At 51.5% G+C, this 17,893-nt stretch carries 16 protein-coding genes; 9 read left to right on the top strand and 7 right to left on the bottom strand.

The window, feature by feature from the left end; genetic code table 11:
• The first annotated feature begins 65 nt into the window (after positions 1-65).
• Positions 66-728 carry a methyltransferase domain-containing protein gene (locus ABEB26_RS12190; protein ID WP_345722285.1) on the top strand — a complete coding sequence of 221 codons (663 nt, stop codon included), beginning with the start codon at positions 66-68 and terminating at the stop codon, positions 726-728.
• On the opposite strand, the gene ABEB26_RS12185 is transcribed toward ABEB26_RS12190, so the two are convergent.
• From ABEB26_RS12185 to ABEB26_RS12165, 5 genes are all read right to left on the bottom strand, one after another.
• A complete protein-coding gene (locus ABEB26_RS12185) occupies positions 705-1,502 on the bottom strand; it encodes a hypothetical protein (protein WP_345722284.1) in 798 nt (265 codons plus the stop codon). The two genes, ABEB26_RS12190 and ABEB26_RS12185, sit on opposite strands and share 24 nt — an antisense overlap.
• Complete coding sequence (locus tag ABEB26_RS12180) at positions 1,495-2,670, bottom strand: hypothetical protein (protein ID WP_345722283.1); 1,176 nt, start codon at positions 2,668-2,670, stop codon at positions 1,495-1,497. The genes ABEB26_RS12185 and ABEB26_RS12180 overlap by 8 nt, the downstream gene beginning before the upstream one ends.
• Positions 2,667-3,617 carry a polysaccharide deacetylase family protein gene (locus ABEB26_RS12175; RefSeq protein WP_345722282.1) on the bottom strand — a complete coding sequence of 317 codons (951 nt, stop codon included), beginning with the start codon at positions 3,615-3,617 and terminating at the stop codon, positions 2,667-2,669. The genes ABEB26_RS12180 and ABEB26_RS12175 overlap by 4 nt, the downstream gene beginning before the upstream one ends.
• Positions 3,618-3,626: 9 nt before the next feature.
• Positions 3,627-4,199 carry a LysM peptidoglycan-binding domain-containing protein gene (locus tag ABEB26_RS12170; RefSeq protein WP_345722281.1) on the bottom strand — a complete coding sequence of 191 codons (573 nt, stop codon included), beginning with the start codon at positions 4,197-4,199 and terminating at the stop codon, positions 3,627-3,629.
• Positions 4,200-4,489: 290 nt separating this feature from the next.
• The gene (locus ABEB26_RS12165; RefSeq protein WP_345722279.1) at positions 4,490-5,107 is read right to left on the bottom strand and encodes a TetR/AcrR family transcriptional regulator; all 618 of its coding nucleotides are present in this window, start codon (positions 5,105-5,107) and stop codon (positions 4,490-4,492) included.
• Positions 5,108-5,202: 95 nt separating this feature from the next.
• On the opposite strand from ABEB26_RS12165, the gene ABEB26_RS12160 reads away from it, so the two are divergent.
• Complete coding sequence (locus ABEB26_RS12160) at positions 5,203-6,045, top strand: SDR family NAD(P)-dependent oxidoreductase (protein ID WP_345722278.1); 843 nt, start codon at positions 5,203-5,205, stop codon at positions 6,043-6,045.
• A gap of 465 nt (positions 6,046-6,510) precedes the next feature.
• Here ABEB26_RS12160 and ABEB26_RS12155 read toward each other — a convergent pair whose 3' ends face one another.
• Positions 6,511-6,795, bottom strand: coding sequence for a YiaA/YiaB family inner membrane protein (locus tag ABEB26_RS12155; protein ID WP_012188640.1), 285 nt, complete (start codon positions 6,793-6,795; stop codon positions 6,511-6,513).
• Between the two features lie 208 nt (positions 6,796-7,003).
• On the opposite strand from ABEB26_RS12155, the gene serA reads away from it, so the two are divergent.
• The 5 genes from serA (at position 7,004) to ABEB26_RS12130 (ending at position 13,014) form a co-directional block, all read left to right on the top strand.
• Positions 7,004-8,578 carry a phosphoglycerate dehydrogenase gene (gene serA / locus ABEB26_RS12150; RefSeq protein WP_345722277.1) on the top strand — a complete coding sequence of 525 codons (1,575 nt, stop codon included), beginning with the start codon at positions 7,004-7,006 and terminating at the stop codon, positions 8,576-8,578.
• 155 nt (positions 8,579-8,733) lie between these two features.
• Positions 8,734-10,083 (top strand): universal stress protein, encoded by a 1,350-nt coding sequence (locus tag ABEB26_RS12145; protein WP_345722276.1) that lies wholly within the window; start codon positions 8,734-8,736, stop codon positions 10,081-10,083.
• A gap of 353 nt (positions 10,084-10,436) precedes the next feature.
• Positions 10,437-11,558, top strand: a complete 1,122-nt coding sequence (locus ABEB26_RS12140) for a multicopper oxidase domain-containing protein (protein ID WP_345722275.1) — start codon at positions 10,437-10,439, stop codon at positions 11,556-11,558.
• Positions 11,559-11,568: 10 nt separating this feature from the next.
• Positions 11,569-12,537: an NAD(P)/FAD-dependent oxidoreductase gene (locus tag ABEB26_RS12135; RefSeq protein WP_345722274.1), complete on the top strand. Its 969-nt coding sequence runs from the start codon at positions 11,569-11,571 to the stop codon at positions 12,535-12,537.
• Between the two features lie 108 nt (positions 12,538-12,645).
• On the top strand, positions 12,646-13,014 hold the full coding sequence (locus ABEB26_RS12130) for a hypothetical protein (protein WP_345722273.1): 369 nt from the start codon (positions 12,646-12,648) through the stop codon (positions 13,012-13,014).
• A 159-nt stretch (positions 13,015-13,173) separates the two neighbouring features.
• On the opposite strand, the gene ABEB26_RS12125 is transcribed toward ABEB26_RS12130, so the two are convergent.
• Complete coding sequence (locus tag ABEB26_RS12125) at positions 13,174-14,130, bottom strand: ROK family protein (protein WP_345722272.1); 957 nt, start codon at positions 14,128-14,130, stop codon at positions 13,174-13,176.
• 326 nt (positions 14,131-14,456) lie between these two features.
• Between ABEB26_RS12125 and ABEB26_RS12120 the strand changes: the two genes are divergently transcribed.
• The gene (locus ABEB26_RS12120; protein WP_345722271.1) at positions 14,457-15,998 is read left to right on the top strand and encodes an adenylate/guanylate cyclase domain-containing protein; all 1,542 of its coding nucleotides are present in this window, start codon (positions 14,457-14,459) and stop codon (positions 15,996-15,998) included.
• A 180-nt stretch (positions 15,999-16,178) separates the two neighbouring features.
• Positions 16,179-17,681 (top strand): regulatory iron-sulfur-containing complex subunit RicT, encoded by a 1,503-nt coding sequence (gene ricT / locus ABEB26_RS12115; protein ID WP_345722270.1) that lies wholly within the window; start codon positions 16,179-16,181, stop codon positions 17,679-17,681.
• Positions 17,682-17,893 lie beyond the last annotated feature (212 nt).

The raw sequence follows: 17,893 nt of genomic DNA, 5'->3' as shown, positions 1-17,893 counted from the left end.
AGTGATGCATCAGGCGCTATTATACCGAGGGTCAGTAATTAATTGATAGCACACAAGGAAATTTTATGGCTTGGATTCCCCAACGTTCACAAGCGCTTGAATTGCTCGACGAACTAACCGAGCATCCTGAATTGGCGGCTAACTTGACCGAAATGGCTTGGCTCTATCGTTTGAGCGGCGGTTATCACTTAGGTTGGCGCTTGTTGCAGCCATTCTTACAAGCCCATACGAGCTTGCTTGATCTTGGGGCGGGCAATGGCCAAATTGGGCGTTGGCTGCAAGCAGCGAGCCAGCAGCAAAGCCAATCATTCCAAACAATTAGCCTTGATCTTAATCGCACAATTGTTGCCAGTAATCAGCAAGCCTTGGTTGGCACAGGCCAAGCCTTACCATTCGCTGATCGCAGTATCGACATCGTTTTTTGTGCTCAAATGTTGCATCATTGCAGCGACATTGAGGTGGTTGCACTGTTGCGTGAAGCACAACGGGTGGCTTGCCGTGGCATTGTACTTGTTGATCTTCAGCGTAGTTGGCTGGGCTATTGGGGTGCGCGGCTGGTTGGATTAGGCCCGCTGACCAGCCTTGGCAAGCATGATGGCCCGCTATCAGTGCTACGAGCATGGCGCAGTAGCGAAATTCAAACAATGGTGCAGGCCGCAGGCATTCAACGCTACCACATCGAACAAACCAGTTTGTATTGGGGTTTAGCGATTGAACCATGTGTTTAGGCTAAACCCCAGCAATCCAAGCAGTGCTCCGCTCCATAGCCACGCCCCAACTTGCGCCTGCGAATAACGCCGTAACCAATAGCTCAAGCCGAGCAGCAGCAACCATAAACCCAACAACAAAGCGCCAAAACCCCAAATTGAGCCAAACCAAGCCAGCTTAAATTGGGGTTGCAATAACCAAGCCACTAACGCCAAATGGCCCAAACGGCGTGCCCCCAAGGCCCAAGCCAACGCCCCTTGGGTTGGCGCAGTTTCCCAAGCGCCAAGTTGGAGATAGGGCAACAAGCCAGCCAACCAGAGTGCTAATGCCAGCCAACCCAGCCAACCCTCGCCCAAAATCAAGAGATCATTGGGCAGCAAACCGCCATGCAAGCTGGCAATGATCCAGCCGACCAAGCCCAGCAGCGGCCAACCAGTGAGCAAACCAACCAACCAACGCGCCGCGCGTAAGCCAGCCAGCGCCCCATTGCGCCAATCCTGACCAATCGCCCAGAGCAACGGCGCATCGAGCAACAACCAATAACTCAACAGATCAAGCGTCGCCCGCAGTTCACTGGATTCAGCAAAGGGCCAGAGGCTCAGCGCCAACAATGGCAATGGCACAAGTAGCCAATCAAACGGGTGCTCAGTGCCAACCGCATTTTGACGTGGGGTAAGCCAACGCCAAACCAACCAACCCAAGCCAACCGCCACCAAGGCACTCAAGCCACCAGGGTAGAGCAACAAACGCTGCCACTGGCCCGCCACCCCCAAACGCCATGCTTCGCTACTCATCGCGTGCTTGGCTCCCCCATGGCAAGCCACGCCGCACCAATTGCCAAACGGTTTGTTCTCGCAATGGCTCACGATCAGCATTGGTCATGTGGCTACGCCAACGATGCGCTATATAACTAATGGCAATCCCGACCACCAATAAGCCTGCTAGCACGACCGAAGGCAAGGTTGCAACCACCTGCGAGCCAGGATTACGCGTCGCCAAGCCTGTCCAGGGGGCAATATCGAGCCGCCCGAACACGGTCAAGCCCGCCCCAAGCTCACGCCAAACCGGCTTAAGCAACACTTCAAGCAAGAATGGCAGACCGAAGCCAACCGCCAGTTGCAGCGCCATCAAAGGCCATTGCCAGGGCGAAATTTGGGGCGGCAAGCGAAAAGTGCTCAGGGTTAACAGCATTAACAACAGCCAGCACAACCAACTCAATAAGGCCAAACCACCAGCTAAACTGGCTGCTGCTGTCAGCCAGAGCGCCATCCACAAGGGAACTAAGCTAGCTAAATTACTGTGCTGTTGCAACAACGGATGGGCCAAACATGCCACCAAAGCCAAGGCCCATGTTGCTGCGATACCGGCTTCGCTCGCCAGCAAACTGGCAGCCAGCACCAAACACCATAGCACTTGGGCAACCAAACGGCGACGTTGCTCTAAAGCTTGCGGGGGCAGCAATTGCCAAGCAAACCAGAGCGCCGAGCCAGATCCAATTAGGGCCGCGACCGCCGTCCAAGCCCAATCCAAGGGCACAAGGCTATACAAGCGCAACACGATCGTAAGGTTGGCTAAGGCCAACGTGCTAGCAGGTGGCGTTGCCTGCTCAGGCCACGGCCAGCAGCCAAGCGCCAAAGCAGCTCCTAGAATAATTAGGCCAATATGAATTGAGTTGAGCTGAACCGCCACGCTGGAAGCTTGCCATGACCAACTATCAGCACTTAAGCCGAGCCAAGCAAGGCTCAACGCCGATGCGACTCCACTCAAGCGTTGCGCCCAGGTTTGACCCAGCAAACCGCCAACGAGTAACAAGGCTAATGCCGAAAGCGCTAGATTTGGGCTAAGCACACTCGCCAGCCCAACCAACCAAGCTAAACCTAGCTGCCAGCGCTTGGTCATAACCAGACCATCGGCCACGAGTGCCAAACCAAATAACGGCAATAGCGCCAACAACAAACTCATGGCTGCATCACTTCCGCAATACTGCGCAGCTGCAAACCAGCTTGCTGCAAGCGCTCAATGATTAACGGCAAGGCTGCGGCAAGCTCAGGATCACTACAATCGAGCATAATCAATTCCCCGCGATAACTTGCTGCTTGCTCAGGCTGCATTAACTCCTCGGCCAAGGCCAATGCATCGCGTGCTTGGGCGTTATCGAGCAGCAAATAGCCGTTTTGGGCGGCAAGTTCAGCTAAGGTTGGGCTACTTGGTTGCTGCCAAATTCGCAAATAGGGGCGCACCGAAGCATCCATGCCAAGTTGGTTGGTCAAAGCAGTTTCGGTTTGATTCAAGGCTTGGGCTAATGTTTCAGACTCAATTTGCTCAAGCGCCACGCCACTGGCCAGCTCATGACCAGCCGCCGCGAGTTGTGGTAAGTCCTGCGGGTTTTGCTCAATCCAATCAACATTTAGAAAAAAGGTCATTGTGATCGATTGGCTGGCAAGGGTTTGCAACATTGGCTCAATTGGCGCGGCTGCCGCCCTCAGATCACAGCTTAGCCCAACCCATGCTTGGCTGGTAAAGCCACGGCTAATCAGCATCGGAGTTGAGGGCAAACTATTCGGCTGATCGCTCTCCAAACGTGGCACAATCAACAACTGGCCCGCTTCAATTGGGCGATTCAGTCGATTGTAACGGCTAATAAATAAGGGAAAGCTTGCCCCACGCTCAGCAATTGATTCCAAACTATCGCCTGGCTCAACCCGATAAACCGTGTAGGATTGCCAGGTCAAGGCCAAGGCCATCGGCGTAGCGGTTAAGCTGATCGGAGTTGGATCAAGCGCTGTTGCGGTTATGCTAATAGTCGTTGGGGTTGCAATTGCCACAACTGGGCTAGGCGTTGGATTTGGCGCAGCGGATGCACAACCAACCAAGCAGCACAAGCCCAGCAACAAGCCAATAATACGCACAAAACCTCACTAAGGAATAATCAACACATCGCCTGGCTGAAGCTGATCAGCTTGTTGCGGCGTGAGATCATTGGCTTCGAGCAATTCAGCAATCGTTACATCAAATGCTTCAGCAATTGAGCGTAAGGTATCGCCATCTTCAACCGTGTAGGTACGGCGTTCAGCAGTTGGCGTAGCGCTTGGCTCGCTGGTTGCGGTTGGTTCAGCGGTAGCTTCAGTGGTTGCGGTTGGTTGGTCGGTTGGCGTAGCGCTTGGGCGGGTTGTTGCGGTTGGGGCTAAACGGGTTGCCGTAGCCGCCAAGGTTGGCAACACTTGGGTTGGCATCGCGGTTGGTTCGGCCTCAGGCGGTACTTCCAAATCGATCCCTTGCTGTTGGATAAGCACCAAGCTGCCAAGCTGAACATTGGCTTGATGCTGACTGACCAGCCAAATCGCGGCAGCTGCTGCCAGCCCAAAAAGCACGCCTGCAATCGAATAAAACGGTAAAGCACTCAGGCGCGTGCGCAAAAAACGCAGCAAAATCGCAGTCAAAATGGGGCTAAGCAACACAAAAAAGAGGGCAAAAGCAATACTTGTTGACACGGTTCAGTCTCCTACAGACACGCCCTCAAGTATAGCATATCGAAACAGAGAGGTTGAGGTTTGATCCACGAAGGGCACGAAGTTACACGAAGGGCGAGGGGTCAGGTTTCAGGGGCTAGATTTGAACTACACAGCCCAATCATGAAGCCTGAAGCCTGATCGCTGGCCCCTGATGCCTAATCCTCTCTGCGCCTCTGTGTTAAAGACCTAACCTCAGACCCCTGAATCCAAGCCCTTTGCACCATCTGCGTTAAAATCTGCTCTCGTTGCCTTCTTTCATCCCTCATAATTCATCCTTCATCCTTCGCACCTGGCCATGCGCTCAGCGCTAAATCGGCAACTGCAATCAAATCGGCGCGGCTTGCACCATCAATTGCTTGCACCGACATACCCTGCACAATTGCGGTGTAGAAATTGGCTAATGCCAGCGAATCAATCGTTGTTGGCAATTCATGATTATTCTTAGCTAAATCAAGTCGCTCGACAAATGCAACAAACATCTGATGGCGAATTCGCGCTACTTCTTGAACAATTGGTTGATTTTCGACCGCACATTGCAAGGCTGCCGTCGCCACCATACAACCAGCTGGTGTGCTGGGGTCGGTAAAGCTCTCAGCAGCAGCATACAAATAATAGCGCAGCATGGCATACGCACTAGCTTGATTCAGCGCCGCTTCCATGCGTCGGCGCTCACCACGCAGCAGAAAATGCTGAATCACCTCGCGATACAAATCTTCTTTCGAGCCAAAGGCTGCATACAAGGTCGGCGGCGTAAAGCCCATCGCCGTGGTCAAATCGGCAATCGATGTGCCTTCGTAGCCATGTCGCCAAAATAATTCCATCGCCGCATCAAGCGCTGCTTGCCGATCAAAAGTACGCGGTCGGCCTCGCGGTCGGGTTATCTGCATAATTATCTATCGATCACTAGAAAAATTTGACATTCGCTAAAACATCCAGTAAATTTATTTTATAGCGTTCTATAAAATAAATCAATGGAGCATCTATGCCAAGCCAATCGCCCTCAAAGACTGCCTTGATCACCGGAGCAAACTCAGGTATTGGCCTCGAACTGACCAAACGGCTGCTCGGCGAAGGCTGGACAGTCATTGGTTTGATGCGTTCACAGTTTCCCACGAACGAGCCAATTCTACAAGCGGCCCAAGCTGCGGGCAACCTGCGCAGCTACCAAGCCGAAATCAGCGATTTTGGCCAACTTCGCGCTGCCTTACAAACGATTAAACAGCAAGAAACCAGCCTCGATCTGCTGTTCAACAACGCAGGCCGAACAACCGAAAAACTCGTTTTTTCGCCGCAAGGGCGCGAATTAAGTTTCGAATTGCAGAGCGTTGTGCCGTATATCATCGCCATGGAGCTGAAAGAATTGCTATTGCGTGGCCAGCACAAAACAATCATTAATACCTCGTCGAATGTGCTGTTGACCCTCAGAAAGCTTGAGATCGAGCAGCTTGAACGGCCTCAAAGCTTCAAAAAGCTCTTTGGGCCATATGCAACATCCAAATTAGCACTTTCGCTCTGGAACCAAGCGCTTGCGCCGCAACTCGCAAAAGAAGGTATCAAACTCTACAGTGTTTGTCCTGGGGGTAATCGTGGCTCGATCAAAACCAACAATGGCTTGCCTTGGTGGCTGCGACCTTTTCATGGCTTGCTGTTTAAACATCCTAGTAATGGTGCTGACCGTTTGTATAATGCAGCCTTCAATCAACAGCAATTTCCAAGTGGCAGTTTTATCAATAAAGGTAAGGCAACGACCCTTCCAGCAGCACAGCAAGCCCACGCAGTTTTGGCCAAAATCCAAGCAATTTATCAGCAGGAGTTTGCACACTAGCGGCAGGGTCTAGGAATCAGGGGCCAGTTTTAACCACGAGTGCGATGAAGATCTATCCTAGGTGTAACGGTTCATACGATTGACAGTGAATTACGTTCCCTCACCCCCAACCCCTCTCCCACGGCGGCGGGCGAGGGGCATTCCAATGGTCATGCTGAGATGATTCCCCCTCGCGTGCGGGAGAGGGGAACGGGCCAAGCTCAGCCATGCCTATGCAGGGATGATTCCCCCTCGCGTGCGGGAGAGGGGGTCAGGGGTGAGGGAATGGTAGCAGTTGATAACCGTATAAATCCTTACAAATAGCCCACAAAGCCAATAGCTATAGATTCTCTGCGCCTCTGCGTTAAAAATTTAATCCACCAAGAGCACCAAGCTTACTTTTAAATCTAGCTCCAATCATAAATGCTGTCGCTATGTGCGCTGTTCTTCATCCCTCATCCCTCATCCCTCATCCTTCATCCTTCGCTAGACTGAAGCGCGGATCTCATAATTAGAGATGATTTGCTCGGTTTTGGCATCGGCATAGCGATTAATCATTTTGCTGGCTTCAGAGTTATCGCGAATAGTTTTGGCCAAGGTAAAGGTACTACCAATTGCAAACAAGGCGGCAACCGCCAAAAAGCTCTTGACCCAAATATCAACTGGCGCATGATAAATGCCCAAGAGCAATGCCACAATCGAAATGAAGAACGAAATCCAAGTAAAAGCGATCCAAGCACCAGTATCTTTTTGAATGGTTGGGTGGTTCATACTGCTCGCTCCTTGTGTTGATGCAAGCAGTATAAAGCGGCGCTAGTTGCAGCACATACACCGCGAGATACATTGGCCGATACATTGCTGCAACAGCGTGGTTTGTGGCTTGTGATACAATACACAAAACTCCCATCAGCCAGTGCTGGCAGCGGCAGAGCGTGTCCATCTGCCCTTTTTTGTTTACTACCACAGGAGTAACTACCTCATGGATCGTATCCTGGTCACGGAGAAGATTGGTGCCGAAGGCCTTGCGGCGCTTAAAGAGGTCGCCGAGGTTGATGTTCGTCTTGATCTTACACCAGAAACCCTGTTGGAGGCTTTGCCACAGTACGATGCCTTGATCGTGCGTTCGCAAACCAAAGTTACCGCTAAAGTGCTTGCAGCAGGCACCAAACTTCGAGTTGTTGGCCGCGCCGGGACGGGTGTTGACAACATCGATTTGGCTGCCGCTAATCAGCAAGGGATTTTGGTGGTTAACGCTCCAGCATCAAACAGTATTGCAGTCGCCGAGCTGACAATTGGTTTGATGATTGGTCTCGCCCGCAACATTCCCCAAGCCCACAGCGCCTTGCAAAATGGTAAATGGGAACGCAGCAAATATGGCGGTTGGGAAGTTCGCGGCAAAACCTTAGGCTTGGTCGGTTTTGGTCGGATTGCCTCGGAAGTTGCTCGGCGTGCCCGTGCCTTGGAAATGAATATTATCGCCTACGACCCCATTATTAACGCTGAACGTGCGGCTCAACTTGGCGTGACCCCAGTGACGCTTGATGAATTAACCAGCCGCGCTGATGTTATTTCATTGCACATCCCCTTGATCGACGCTACTCGCAATTTATTCGATGCCCAACGCTTGAGCCAAATGAAAAAAGGCAGTTATATCATCAATTGTGCCCGTGGCGGCGTGATCGATGAAGAAGCCTTGTTTGAAGCCTTGGAATCGGGCCATCTTGGCGGTGCAGCTCTCGACGTATTTGCTAAAGAACCACCAACTGGCCCAATCGTCACCCACCCCAAAGCGATTGTCTTGCCGCACTTAGGCGCTTCAACCGAAGAAGCCCAAGCTTTGACTGCCGCCGATGTGGCCGAAGGCATCGTTGATGTATTGGCTGGCCGCTCGCCACGCTATGCCGTCAATGCGCCGTTTGTGGCTCCCGAAGAGTGGGCGATTGTTGGGCCATATCTCGATCTTGGCCGCAAATTGGCTCGGCTCAGCACCCAATTGGTCGATCTACCAGCCCAATCGTATCAAATTGTCTACAACGGTGCTTTAGCGGGCCTGACCAGCGAACCAATTAAGTTGGCAGTCTTGCAAGGCTTACTCGAAGGTGGCTCAGAAGGTCGGGTTACTCCGGTTAATGCGCCATTCTTGGCTCGCGAACGCGGCTTAACCATCAACGAAACCCATCGCCCCGATGCTGAAACCTACACCGAATTGTTGCAATTGGTGGTGACTACCAGCGATGGTGTGGTGCATACCTTCGGCGGCACGGTGGTACGTGGCGAAGCTCACATCGTCCAAATCAACGAATTTTGGCTCGATTTGGTGCCAACCAGCTCGATGTTATTCACCTTCCACCAAGATCGGCCTGGCTTTATCGGGCGGATTGGCACATTGCTGGGTACGGCTGATATCAACATTTCGGCGATGCACGTTGGTCGCTCAAGCCCACGTGGCACGGCAATTATGGTGCTCACGGTTGATGAAGCCATTCCAAGCGAGACCCTAACCGACATTAACAACCAAGCCGATATCGAACGCGCCTACAGCGTCCTGCTCTAAACCGCAGACTGAACAATCAAGCCGCCACGATTCAATGGCGAAACGTGGCTTTTGGCATTGGTAAGGATTTTAACACCATTTGGTTATCCTCTCTTAACCCGATTGACAGGCTATCCGTTCTACACTATCTACAGTGATAACAAGGATAGCAGGCCATGAGCTACTCAATCGTGATCATTGACCCAGATCAAGGTTCAGCCCAAACAACTGCCGCACGATTTCAGCGGCGTTGGGGCCAGAACGTCCAAGTCAATATTGTTAAACAAGCTGATTGGGCTAGTGTTCAGGCTCATAGCCCCAACCTAGTCGTGATTGACCCCGCGCCATTTCGGCTGCATGGGTTGCGCTTACTCGAACAACTTTGCGAAGAGCAACCTGCCACAGCCATTGCCGTGGTCGCTTCGGGTAGTTCACCGAGCATGCGGCAACGTCTACGCAACTTGCCAATCACTTCATATTTGGAAAAACCTAGCTCGTTAGCCCCCCTACTCGGTGAACTTGATCACCTTGTTGAGAGCAATGTCGCTCTCCAATCCAAAGGAGGATTGGTTATGGAACGCCAAATGTTGATTCCACTTGATGGTTCACTGTTAGCGGAACAGGCTTTGGATTATGCAGTCGTTTTAGCTCGCCGCAACAGCAGTGTTTTGCATTTAGTTCGGGTTATTGGCTATCCGCCGCTGGTTCCGGCTTACGAATGGCCAGTACCAAGCGCCGTTGATAGCCGCCAATGGCTAGCCGACGAACGCCAAGCAGCCCAAACCTACCTTGATGAACTCAAAGCTCGCTATGAACAACAAGGTTTGGCGGTACGAACAACCGTGCTCGATGGCGAGCCAGCCCATGCAATTGTCCAATTTGCGACCGAACAAAACAGCGTGCGTGAGATTGTGCTGGCCAGCCATGGCCGCAGTGGGCTTGGGCGTTGGGTACTCGGCAGCATCGCTGAAAAATTAGTCCAAGCTACACCAGTGCCAATTTTGGTCATCCATGGCGATGAACGCAAAGTTGAAACCTTTAAAATTCCGCCCGAATTGCGCACAATTGTTGTGCCACTCGACGGCTCAGCCATCGCTGAACAAGCCTTGCCATTGGCTAGCCAACTAGCCGAGGCCCATAGTGCTGAGTTAGTCTTGCTAAGTGTCACCCCGGGCATCGACGATCCAGGTTTGATCGAATCGGGACTTGTGCCAATGTGGAGCGCTGGCGAAAAAGCCCAAGCCCGTGAGCAAGCCCAGAAATATTTGCAACAGCTTGAGCAATCGCTGCAAACGCCACGCCTGCGAATACGCCATCTCGTCGTAAGCGGCACACCCGCCGAAATGATCGACGAAATTGCCCAAGAAGCAGTTGCCAGCATGATCGTTATGGCAACTCATGGCCGCAGTGGCTTCAGCCGCATGTGGATGGGCAGCGTAGCAACCAAGCTCATTCGCAGCAGCCAACGGCCAATCTTCTTGGTTCGCGCTGTCGAACAAGCTGCCGAACGCGGCCAACCACTCTAAACTTTTTTCGTGGAGAGGGAAGCACTGCCCCAGCATCACCCAGTTTTGGGTGGTGTTGGGGCGTTTTATTTAACCACGAAGGTAGATTTTTTAGCCACGAATTGCACGAATAACACGAAGAATGTTCCGATAGCCGATAGCCCTCAGCCAATAGCCATACGTCCTATGTTCTTTGCTCTATGTTCTATGTTCTTAACCCTAGCCCCTAACCCCTGAAAACTGCCCCCTCAACCCAAAAGTAGCCAAACAACAACGAACGGTAGACAAATCTTATAGTTTGGGCTGGGCATTGGCAAGTACACTACATCCATATCAAGGACGATATACCGTGTAATTTAGGGGGACACACGATCATGGATCGCAACGAACAACAACCTATTGAACAAGTATTGAATGCCCCAACCTCGCGCCGCAGCTTCTTGCGCTGGACAGGGATGGCGGCAGCCGCAGGAACCATGGTCGCATGTGGCCGCGAAAGTGCGCTAACTGTTGAGCCAGCCACCGTACCACCAGCAAGTGCCACGACCGCTGCCGCAGGCACCGATCATAGCAATGGTGGTCATAATAGCACTGGCAACGCCGGAACACCGACCACTGACAGTGGGCTAAAAGCATGGGAAGAAATGGATAAGATGCATGAAGCCGGGGTTAAGCTGTTCCCAGCCAAAACCGAAGGCCTCAGCATGCAACCACTCGAATATCGCATGGAAGGCGATGTTAAAGTTTTTGAATTGACCTGCGAAAAAACTATGTGGGAAGTTGAACCAGGCCGCAAACTTGAAGCTTGGACCTATAACGGTCAATTGCCTGGCCCAGAAATTCGCGTCACCGAAGGCGACAAAGTGAAGATCTTGGTTACCAATAATCTTGATGAAAGCACCGCCGTTCACTGGCACGGCTTGTATGTGCCCAACAATCAAGATGGTGTGCCATTTATCACTCAGCCACCAATCACGCCTGGCTCAACCTATACCTATGAGTTTACAATTCGCAACGCTGGCTCACATATGTATCACTCGCATCATAACTCGACCAAACAAGTCTCGATGGGCTTGCTTGGGCCATTTATCGTCGAGCCAAAAGATAAGAGCCAAGACCCAGCTTATGACAAAGAATATACCTTGGTGTTAAATGATACCGCCCAAGGGTTCACCATCAACGGCAAAGGTTTTCCGGCAACTCTACCTTTGACCGCCAAATTGGGGCAAAAACTGCGCATTCGCTATATGAACGAAGGCTTGATGATTCACCCAATGCACTTACACGGCTTGCCCCAGTTGGTGTTTGCCAAAGATGGCTGGAACTTACCCCAACCATTTATGTGCGATACGATCAACGTCGCTCCAGGCGAACGCTGGGATGTGATTGTTGATTGTACAGACCCAGGTGTCTGGGCCTTCCACTGCCACATTTTGTCACACGCCGAAAGCGAACACGGCATGTTTGGGATGGTTACAGCGCTAATCGTCGAATAGGAGCGCGACCATGAGTATCGTGTACGATATTTTGATCATTGGCGGCGGACCATCGGCATTGGCTGCGGCATTTTATGCCCAAAACAAGCAATTACGCACGCTGATGATTTACGCCGACCTCGGCGGCAAAGCTGGCTGGGCGCACAACCGTACCGTCAACGGCACGATCAACGTTCTGCCCGGACACGATCTAGTGGAACGGCTGATTAGCCAGCTTTCGAATCACCAATCGTCGGTCGCCCACATTAATGATCGGGTTGTCGGGCTGCGCAAAACCAATGGTATGTTTGTGGTCGATACCCAACAATACGGCGAACGTTATGCCCGTTCAGTCGTAGTTGCCAGCGGTGCAGCTCCCAATCGCTTGCCCTTACCAGGCATTCAACATTTGTTCGGGGTGGGCTTGGGCTATTCAATCACAACCTTTGCTCACCAAACCCAAGGCCAACGGGTGGCGGTCTATGGCGTAACCCCTCGTACAATTCGCGGGGTCGCTGAAATCGTCTTAGGTTCGAACCATATCTATTGGGTCAGCCCAGATGAAGATTTGCCCGAAGTGCCCTTGGTCGATGCCATTCGGCGCATGCCCAATGTCACAATCATTCCCCAAGCCACCATTCGCGATGTCGTGGGGATCAATTCGGTCAAGCAGATTGTGATTGAACGTGGCACGTCGTTGCAGCATATTCCAGTTGATCGGCTATTTGTCGATATTGGCATTCAGCCAAATACTGGGTTTTTGAACAATGGCAATGTCGATGTGCTCGATGAAGATGGCTTTGTAATTGTCGATGAATATAATAGCTCGCCCTGCCACGGTATCTTTGCCGCTGGCGATGTGAGCAACAGTGTTCTTGGTGAACAAGTGTTAATTGCAATTGGCGATGGTGTTCGCGCCGCCGTCAGTGCCTACGAATACCTACTTGTTCATAAGCTCACGCTTGAAGAAGTGAGCCACGCAGCCGACAAGACTGCTTAATCTCGCTTAGCTCGGTTCCCCACCAAGGACACAGGTATGCCTGTGTCCTTATTTTGTCCACGGCATAGTCTTTGCTTGTTCAGAGTCAGCATAATCAAGGAGGATTGTATGACTGAGCATAAACGTCACTTTAGCCCTGAAGTTGTCGCCACTGAACGCGCGGCGTTTGAACGCAAAAATGCAGTTATTGCAGCCAAACACGAGCAACTTGAAAAAGTTGTTGCGCCTATGCTCAACCACATTGCCGAAGAGGCGGCTGAAGCAGCCAAAAATCCTGCTCATCAAGCCTTTTTAGCCGAGCAACATGGCCATGCTCACGATCAACCTGCTACAACCGCTGGCAAAGAGCGCCCACAGGCTGTACCACCACAACTGGCAGGCAATCCAGCGCCGCAGCCAATCGACCGCCACGAGCTGCACGATGATAACGCGCCACAGCTCAAACCCCAAGGCAGCTCGCTGCGCAGCGATAATTAACCCATAAACAACGCCAACCCCGCCGCAACATTGATTGTTACGGCGGGGTTATGGTTTTTGCTAAGTTCCCTCACCCCAACCACTCTCCCACTGCGGCAGGCGAGGGGCGTTTTCTGTATTCTCCCTCTCCTGTATGCGGGATGAGGGGGGTGAGGGCATCTATTGATTGAGACTTTGCAAAGCCAAGGCCAAACCACCAATCGCCACTGCTTCGGCTCCCAACAACGAGTGCACAACCGCAATATGGCGCTGTGGCGTTGGACTAATTAATTGATTAACCTGAGTTTCGACCGCGCTGCACAGCGCATCACCACCCTTGCGCGTCACAATCCCGCCAAGCACCAACAAGGCAGGATCAAGCAATTGCACCACACCAGCTAAGCCTAAACCAAGTACCTCAACCGCTTCACTAATAGTCTTGGCTCCAGCATTAGCATCGTTGAACAACACATCAAGATCATCGGTGTGTAGGCCAAGTTCGTTGGCACGCGCCAATAAACCGCGAATCGAGAGCAAATCTTCAATTTCGCGCTGATGGTTCAAGGAATAACGAGCATGACCGATTTCGCCTGCACTGGTGGTTATGCCACGATGCAGTTGACCATTCAGCACCAAACCGCTACCAACGCCGGTGCTCAAATGCAAATAATACAAATCTTGGACATCGCGACCAGCACCAAACATATATTCGCCAAAAGCAATCAAGCTCGCATCATTTTCGATCAGGGTTTGGGCATCAAAAGCAGCTTCAAATTGCTCGCAAACATTTAAATCGTTCCAACCAGGCATGCGATATGAACGGCGGGTAACCCCACGTAACGCATCAACTGGACCACCAAAGCCTACACCAATCCGCACCAGCTGCTGACTTGGCACATTATTGGTTTCAAGTAATTCGTGAATCAAACTAAAACTTTGTTCAAGCACGGTTGTGGCGGTGCTTTCGGGAGCAAGCTCAGTGGCGGCATGGAACAGGTGTTGCCCGCAAATATCAGTGACAACCGCACGAATGCCATAACTGCCTAAATCAACCCCCAGCACATAGCTCGTTGGCCCAAATAATCCCCAATTGTGCTGGGCAATTTGTTGCTTAAGGCTATTCCAGAGTTCAGTCATTGAACACCTCCTAGTGCTATGGTTGATCCCACAGTCCGATTATAGCACGTTGCCCGCCGAGCAACCGAGCAATTCGCCAACAATTAGGCAGAGATCCGTTAACCAAGCCAAGTTCATTGTTAGCGTTTCACCACCAACAATCTGACAGAACAGCCTTTTTTACAACCTTTTAATGATTGAATATATGTGAATTATTGTTGCCAGATCGCCGCAAAATCCTGCCTATGGGTGAGCAACAATTGGCAAACTCCTGCTGTCTAATGGTTGCGCCATCTGCTATACTGCACACACATTGATCAGGCAACAACCTAGTAGGAAAGAACTTCATGGCACGTTTGCTTGCGACCATCGATGGGCAATCGCTGAATATTCCAATTACCAGCCGCGGCCTACAAATTGGTCGTTCGCGGCAAAACGATATTGTATTGAATCACCCGCATGTTTCACGCCATCACGCCTCGCTTGAAACCCGGGGTCGCGATATTTTCGTGCGCGATACTGGCAGTTCCAACGGCACGTTCGTCAATGGGCTACGGGTGAAGGAAGCTGCTCTGCGAGCTAATGATTTAATTAGCATCGGGCCATTCGAGCTTAAATTTGATGATCGAGCTGCGGCCAGCGTGATTATCTCCGATGAAGAGCTTGTGCCGCTGCAAAGCAACAGTCGCTCAGTCTCATCGGGCAAGCTCCCCGAACTCAACCTTGATGCTAATGATATTTTACAAAATTTCTATCAAGTCAGCAGCCGCCTCAACATGATTCTTGATTTGGGCGAATTGCTCGACACGATTATGGATGAAGTGCTGCGTTTGGTTCCCGCCGAACGGGGTTTATTGTTGATGACCCGCCAAGATGGGCTGGTGCCGATGGTCGTCCGAGCGCCGAGCGAAACCCAATCGCTGACAATTAGCTCGACGATTGCGCGGCGCGTGTTGCGCGAAGGCGTGGCGTTGCTCACATCCGATGCGCGGGTGGAATTTGGCTCACAGGATAGCATTATCAGCCAAAATATTCACTCGGTATTGTGTGTACCTTTAATTGGTAGAGCTGGCGTTTTGGGTTTGGTTCACCTTGATAGCCCTGGTTTGGAGCGGTTTAGCATCCGCGATCGCGAATTATTGACAGCAGTAGCCTATCAAGCCTCGCTGGGCATCGAGCGGGCCAATCTGACCGACCAAATTCGCAACGAAGAAAAATTACGTCAACAATATGCCCGTTTTCTCTCGCCCGACGTAGCGCGAACCGTGGCCCAGCAAATTAACGAAACTGGCGAAATTTTCATGAAACCAGTTGAACAAGATGCTAGTGTGTTGTTCTCGGATATTCAAGGTTTTACCACGATGACTGAAACCTTGCCGCCGCTGGAGCTACAAAACCTCTTAAACGAATATCTAAGCGTCATGACCGATGTAATTTTCGAGCATGGCGGCACACTCGATAAATTTATTGGTGATGGAATCATGGCGCTTTTTGGCGCTCCCGTGTATTATGAAGATCACGCCCAACGTGCAATCGACACAGCGCTAGATATGCTGGTGCAACATCAAAAGCTTATGGCCAAAATTGATGCCAGCAAACACTTCCGCATTCGAATTGGAGTTAACACTGGGCGGGTTATTTCAGGCCTCGTCGGCACACGCGAACGTTTAGAGTATACTGTCCATGGCGACACCGTAAATACTGCCTCGCGGCTTGAAGGCAAAGCCGAGCCAAACAGCGTCTATACCAGCGAAGCCACGATTGCTCAGCTCGGTGAGAGCTATCAAGTACAGGAAGTTGGGCCATTGCAACTCAAAGGCAAAGCCCTAACTGTCCAAGTCTTCCGCGTCATGGGGAAAAACCTCCCAAGCGAAGGCTTTGAAGGATAATTATTTATAAGGATGAAGGATGAGGGATGAAGGATGAATCCCTCACAAATCGCTTTAATCACGTATTTCAAGCACTCATTTCTAGGATTGTACAACTATCTACGCTGATTAATCATGGCAAGATTCCGATAGTTTTAATATTCTTCCTTCTTCATCCTTCATACTTTTTAGGATAGATCTATGCCCTTGGTTGTTGGAGTTAAGTTTAAAGATTCGGGCAAAATTTATCATTTTGACCCTAATCAACATCATTTAGAGCTAGGCGATGCCGTGGTGGTTGAAACGGTACGTGGGCTAGAACTCGGCAAAGTGGCAGCACCAATCGAAGATCTGCCTGATTCTGATTTGATTGCCGAACTCAAACCTGTGATTCGCCAGCCGACCACTGAAGATTACGATCGCATGCGGGTGCTGGCTGAGCGTCGCGATGATGTCTTGCGCATTTGTGCCGAACGAATTAGCGTGCATCGCTTACCGATGCGCCTGATTCGCAGCGATTGGAATTTTGATGGCACCCGTTTGACGATCTATTTCACCTCGCAGCAGCGGGTTGATTTTCGCCATTTAGTGCGCGAGCTAGCGCGAATTTTCCATGCGCGGATCGAATTACGTCAAATTGGGGCACGCGATGAGGCTAAACTGTTGGGTGGATTAGGCCCATGTGGCCGGCCATTGTGTTGCTCGACCTTCTTGCCCGATTTTGCCCGAGTTTCGGTCAAAATGGCCAAAGATCAAGATTTGCCACTCAATCCATCGAAAATTTCGGGGGTTTGTGGGCGTTTACTCTGCTGTCTTTCGTATGAACAAGAGCAATATCTTGAGATTAAGGCCGAACTACCAACCCGCGGAGAACAGGTCAAAACCCCCGAAGGCATTGGCTATGTGGTTGCGGTCAATACGATTCGCGAAACCGTTACGGTTGATATTGAAAGCAATTACCACGATTTCAAAGCTGATCAACTTGAAACCCTGACAGGCGCGGCTGGGGCGATTGCCCGCGAACGGCTCGAACAAGGCGAAGCAGCGCCAATCGCCCAAAAACGCTTCAACCGTCCAGTTGGCGAAACGATTAAATCAACGCTGAACAACTGGGATAACGAAGATTGGGGCTTGGATGAGCTACGCTCCTTCGAGGAAGATCCTGAAAGTTCAGGCGATAAACCTAAACCACGACCCAAACCAGCCCAACAGGCGCGGCCAAACCCAGAGCCACGCGAACAACGTCCAAACCCGAACGAGCAACGTCCACGTTTTGACCGAGCAGAGCGCCAGAAACGCTTTAATCGTTCAGAGGCGGCCAATGCTGAGGCTAACCCAGCCCCAACATCAAGCAACGAGCCAAGCGAACGCAAACCACGCCATGCCTTCAAGCGCAAAGGCGATACAACTCCAACGCCCGAGCGACCAAAACTACCCGCGACAGTACGGCAGCAATCGCTTGGTGGCGTGCCTGAGCAACTTACTCCGCGCGGTCGTCAGCCCTCTACGAATGACCCTGATGAACCAAAGCAACCAAATCGCCGCCGACGGCGCAGCAATGGTGGTAATGGCAATCATCAAGGCCAACAACAAGCAGCACCAAACAAGCCATCTACAGCTGAAAAACCAAATTCAGAGCTAGCTACGCCTGAGGCCAACCCGAACGAGCGCCGCTCACCGCGCCGCCGTAAACGCCGTAGTTAAATACAAAAGCTCCTTGATTTGAATCAAGGAGCTTTTTTTATACTTACTAAAACAAAAGACTCCGTTGGATTACCAACAGAGTCTTTGTGGAGCGGTACGCATCCTCCTACGTTCCCACAGCGGGTGCTGCAGTAGCCTCGGTGTGTGTCGCGTTCACGGCCTGGTTCGGGATGGAGCAGCGTGGGGCACAACCACCTCGACACGTACCAATT

This window comes from Herpetosiphon gulosus (assembly GCF_039545135.1).
GTDB lineage: Bacteria > Chloroflexota > Chloroflexia > Chloroflexales > Herpetosiphonaceae > Herpetosiphon > Herpetosiphon gulosus.
This window is presented reverse-complemented; position numbering and strand designations above follow the sequence as displayed.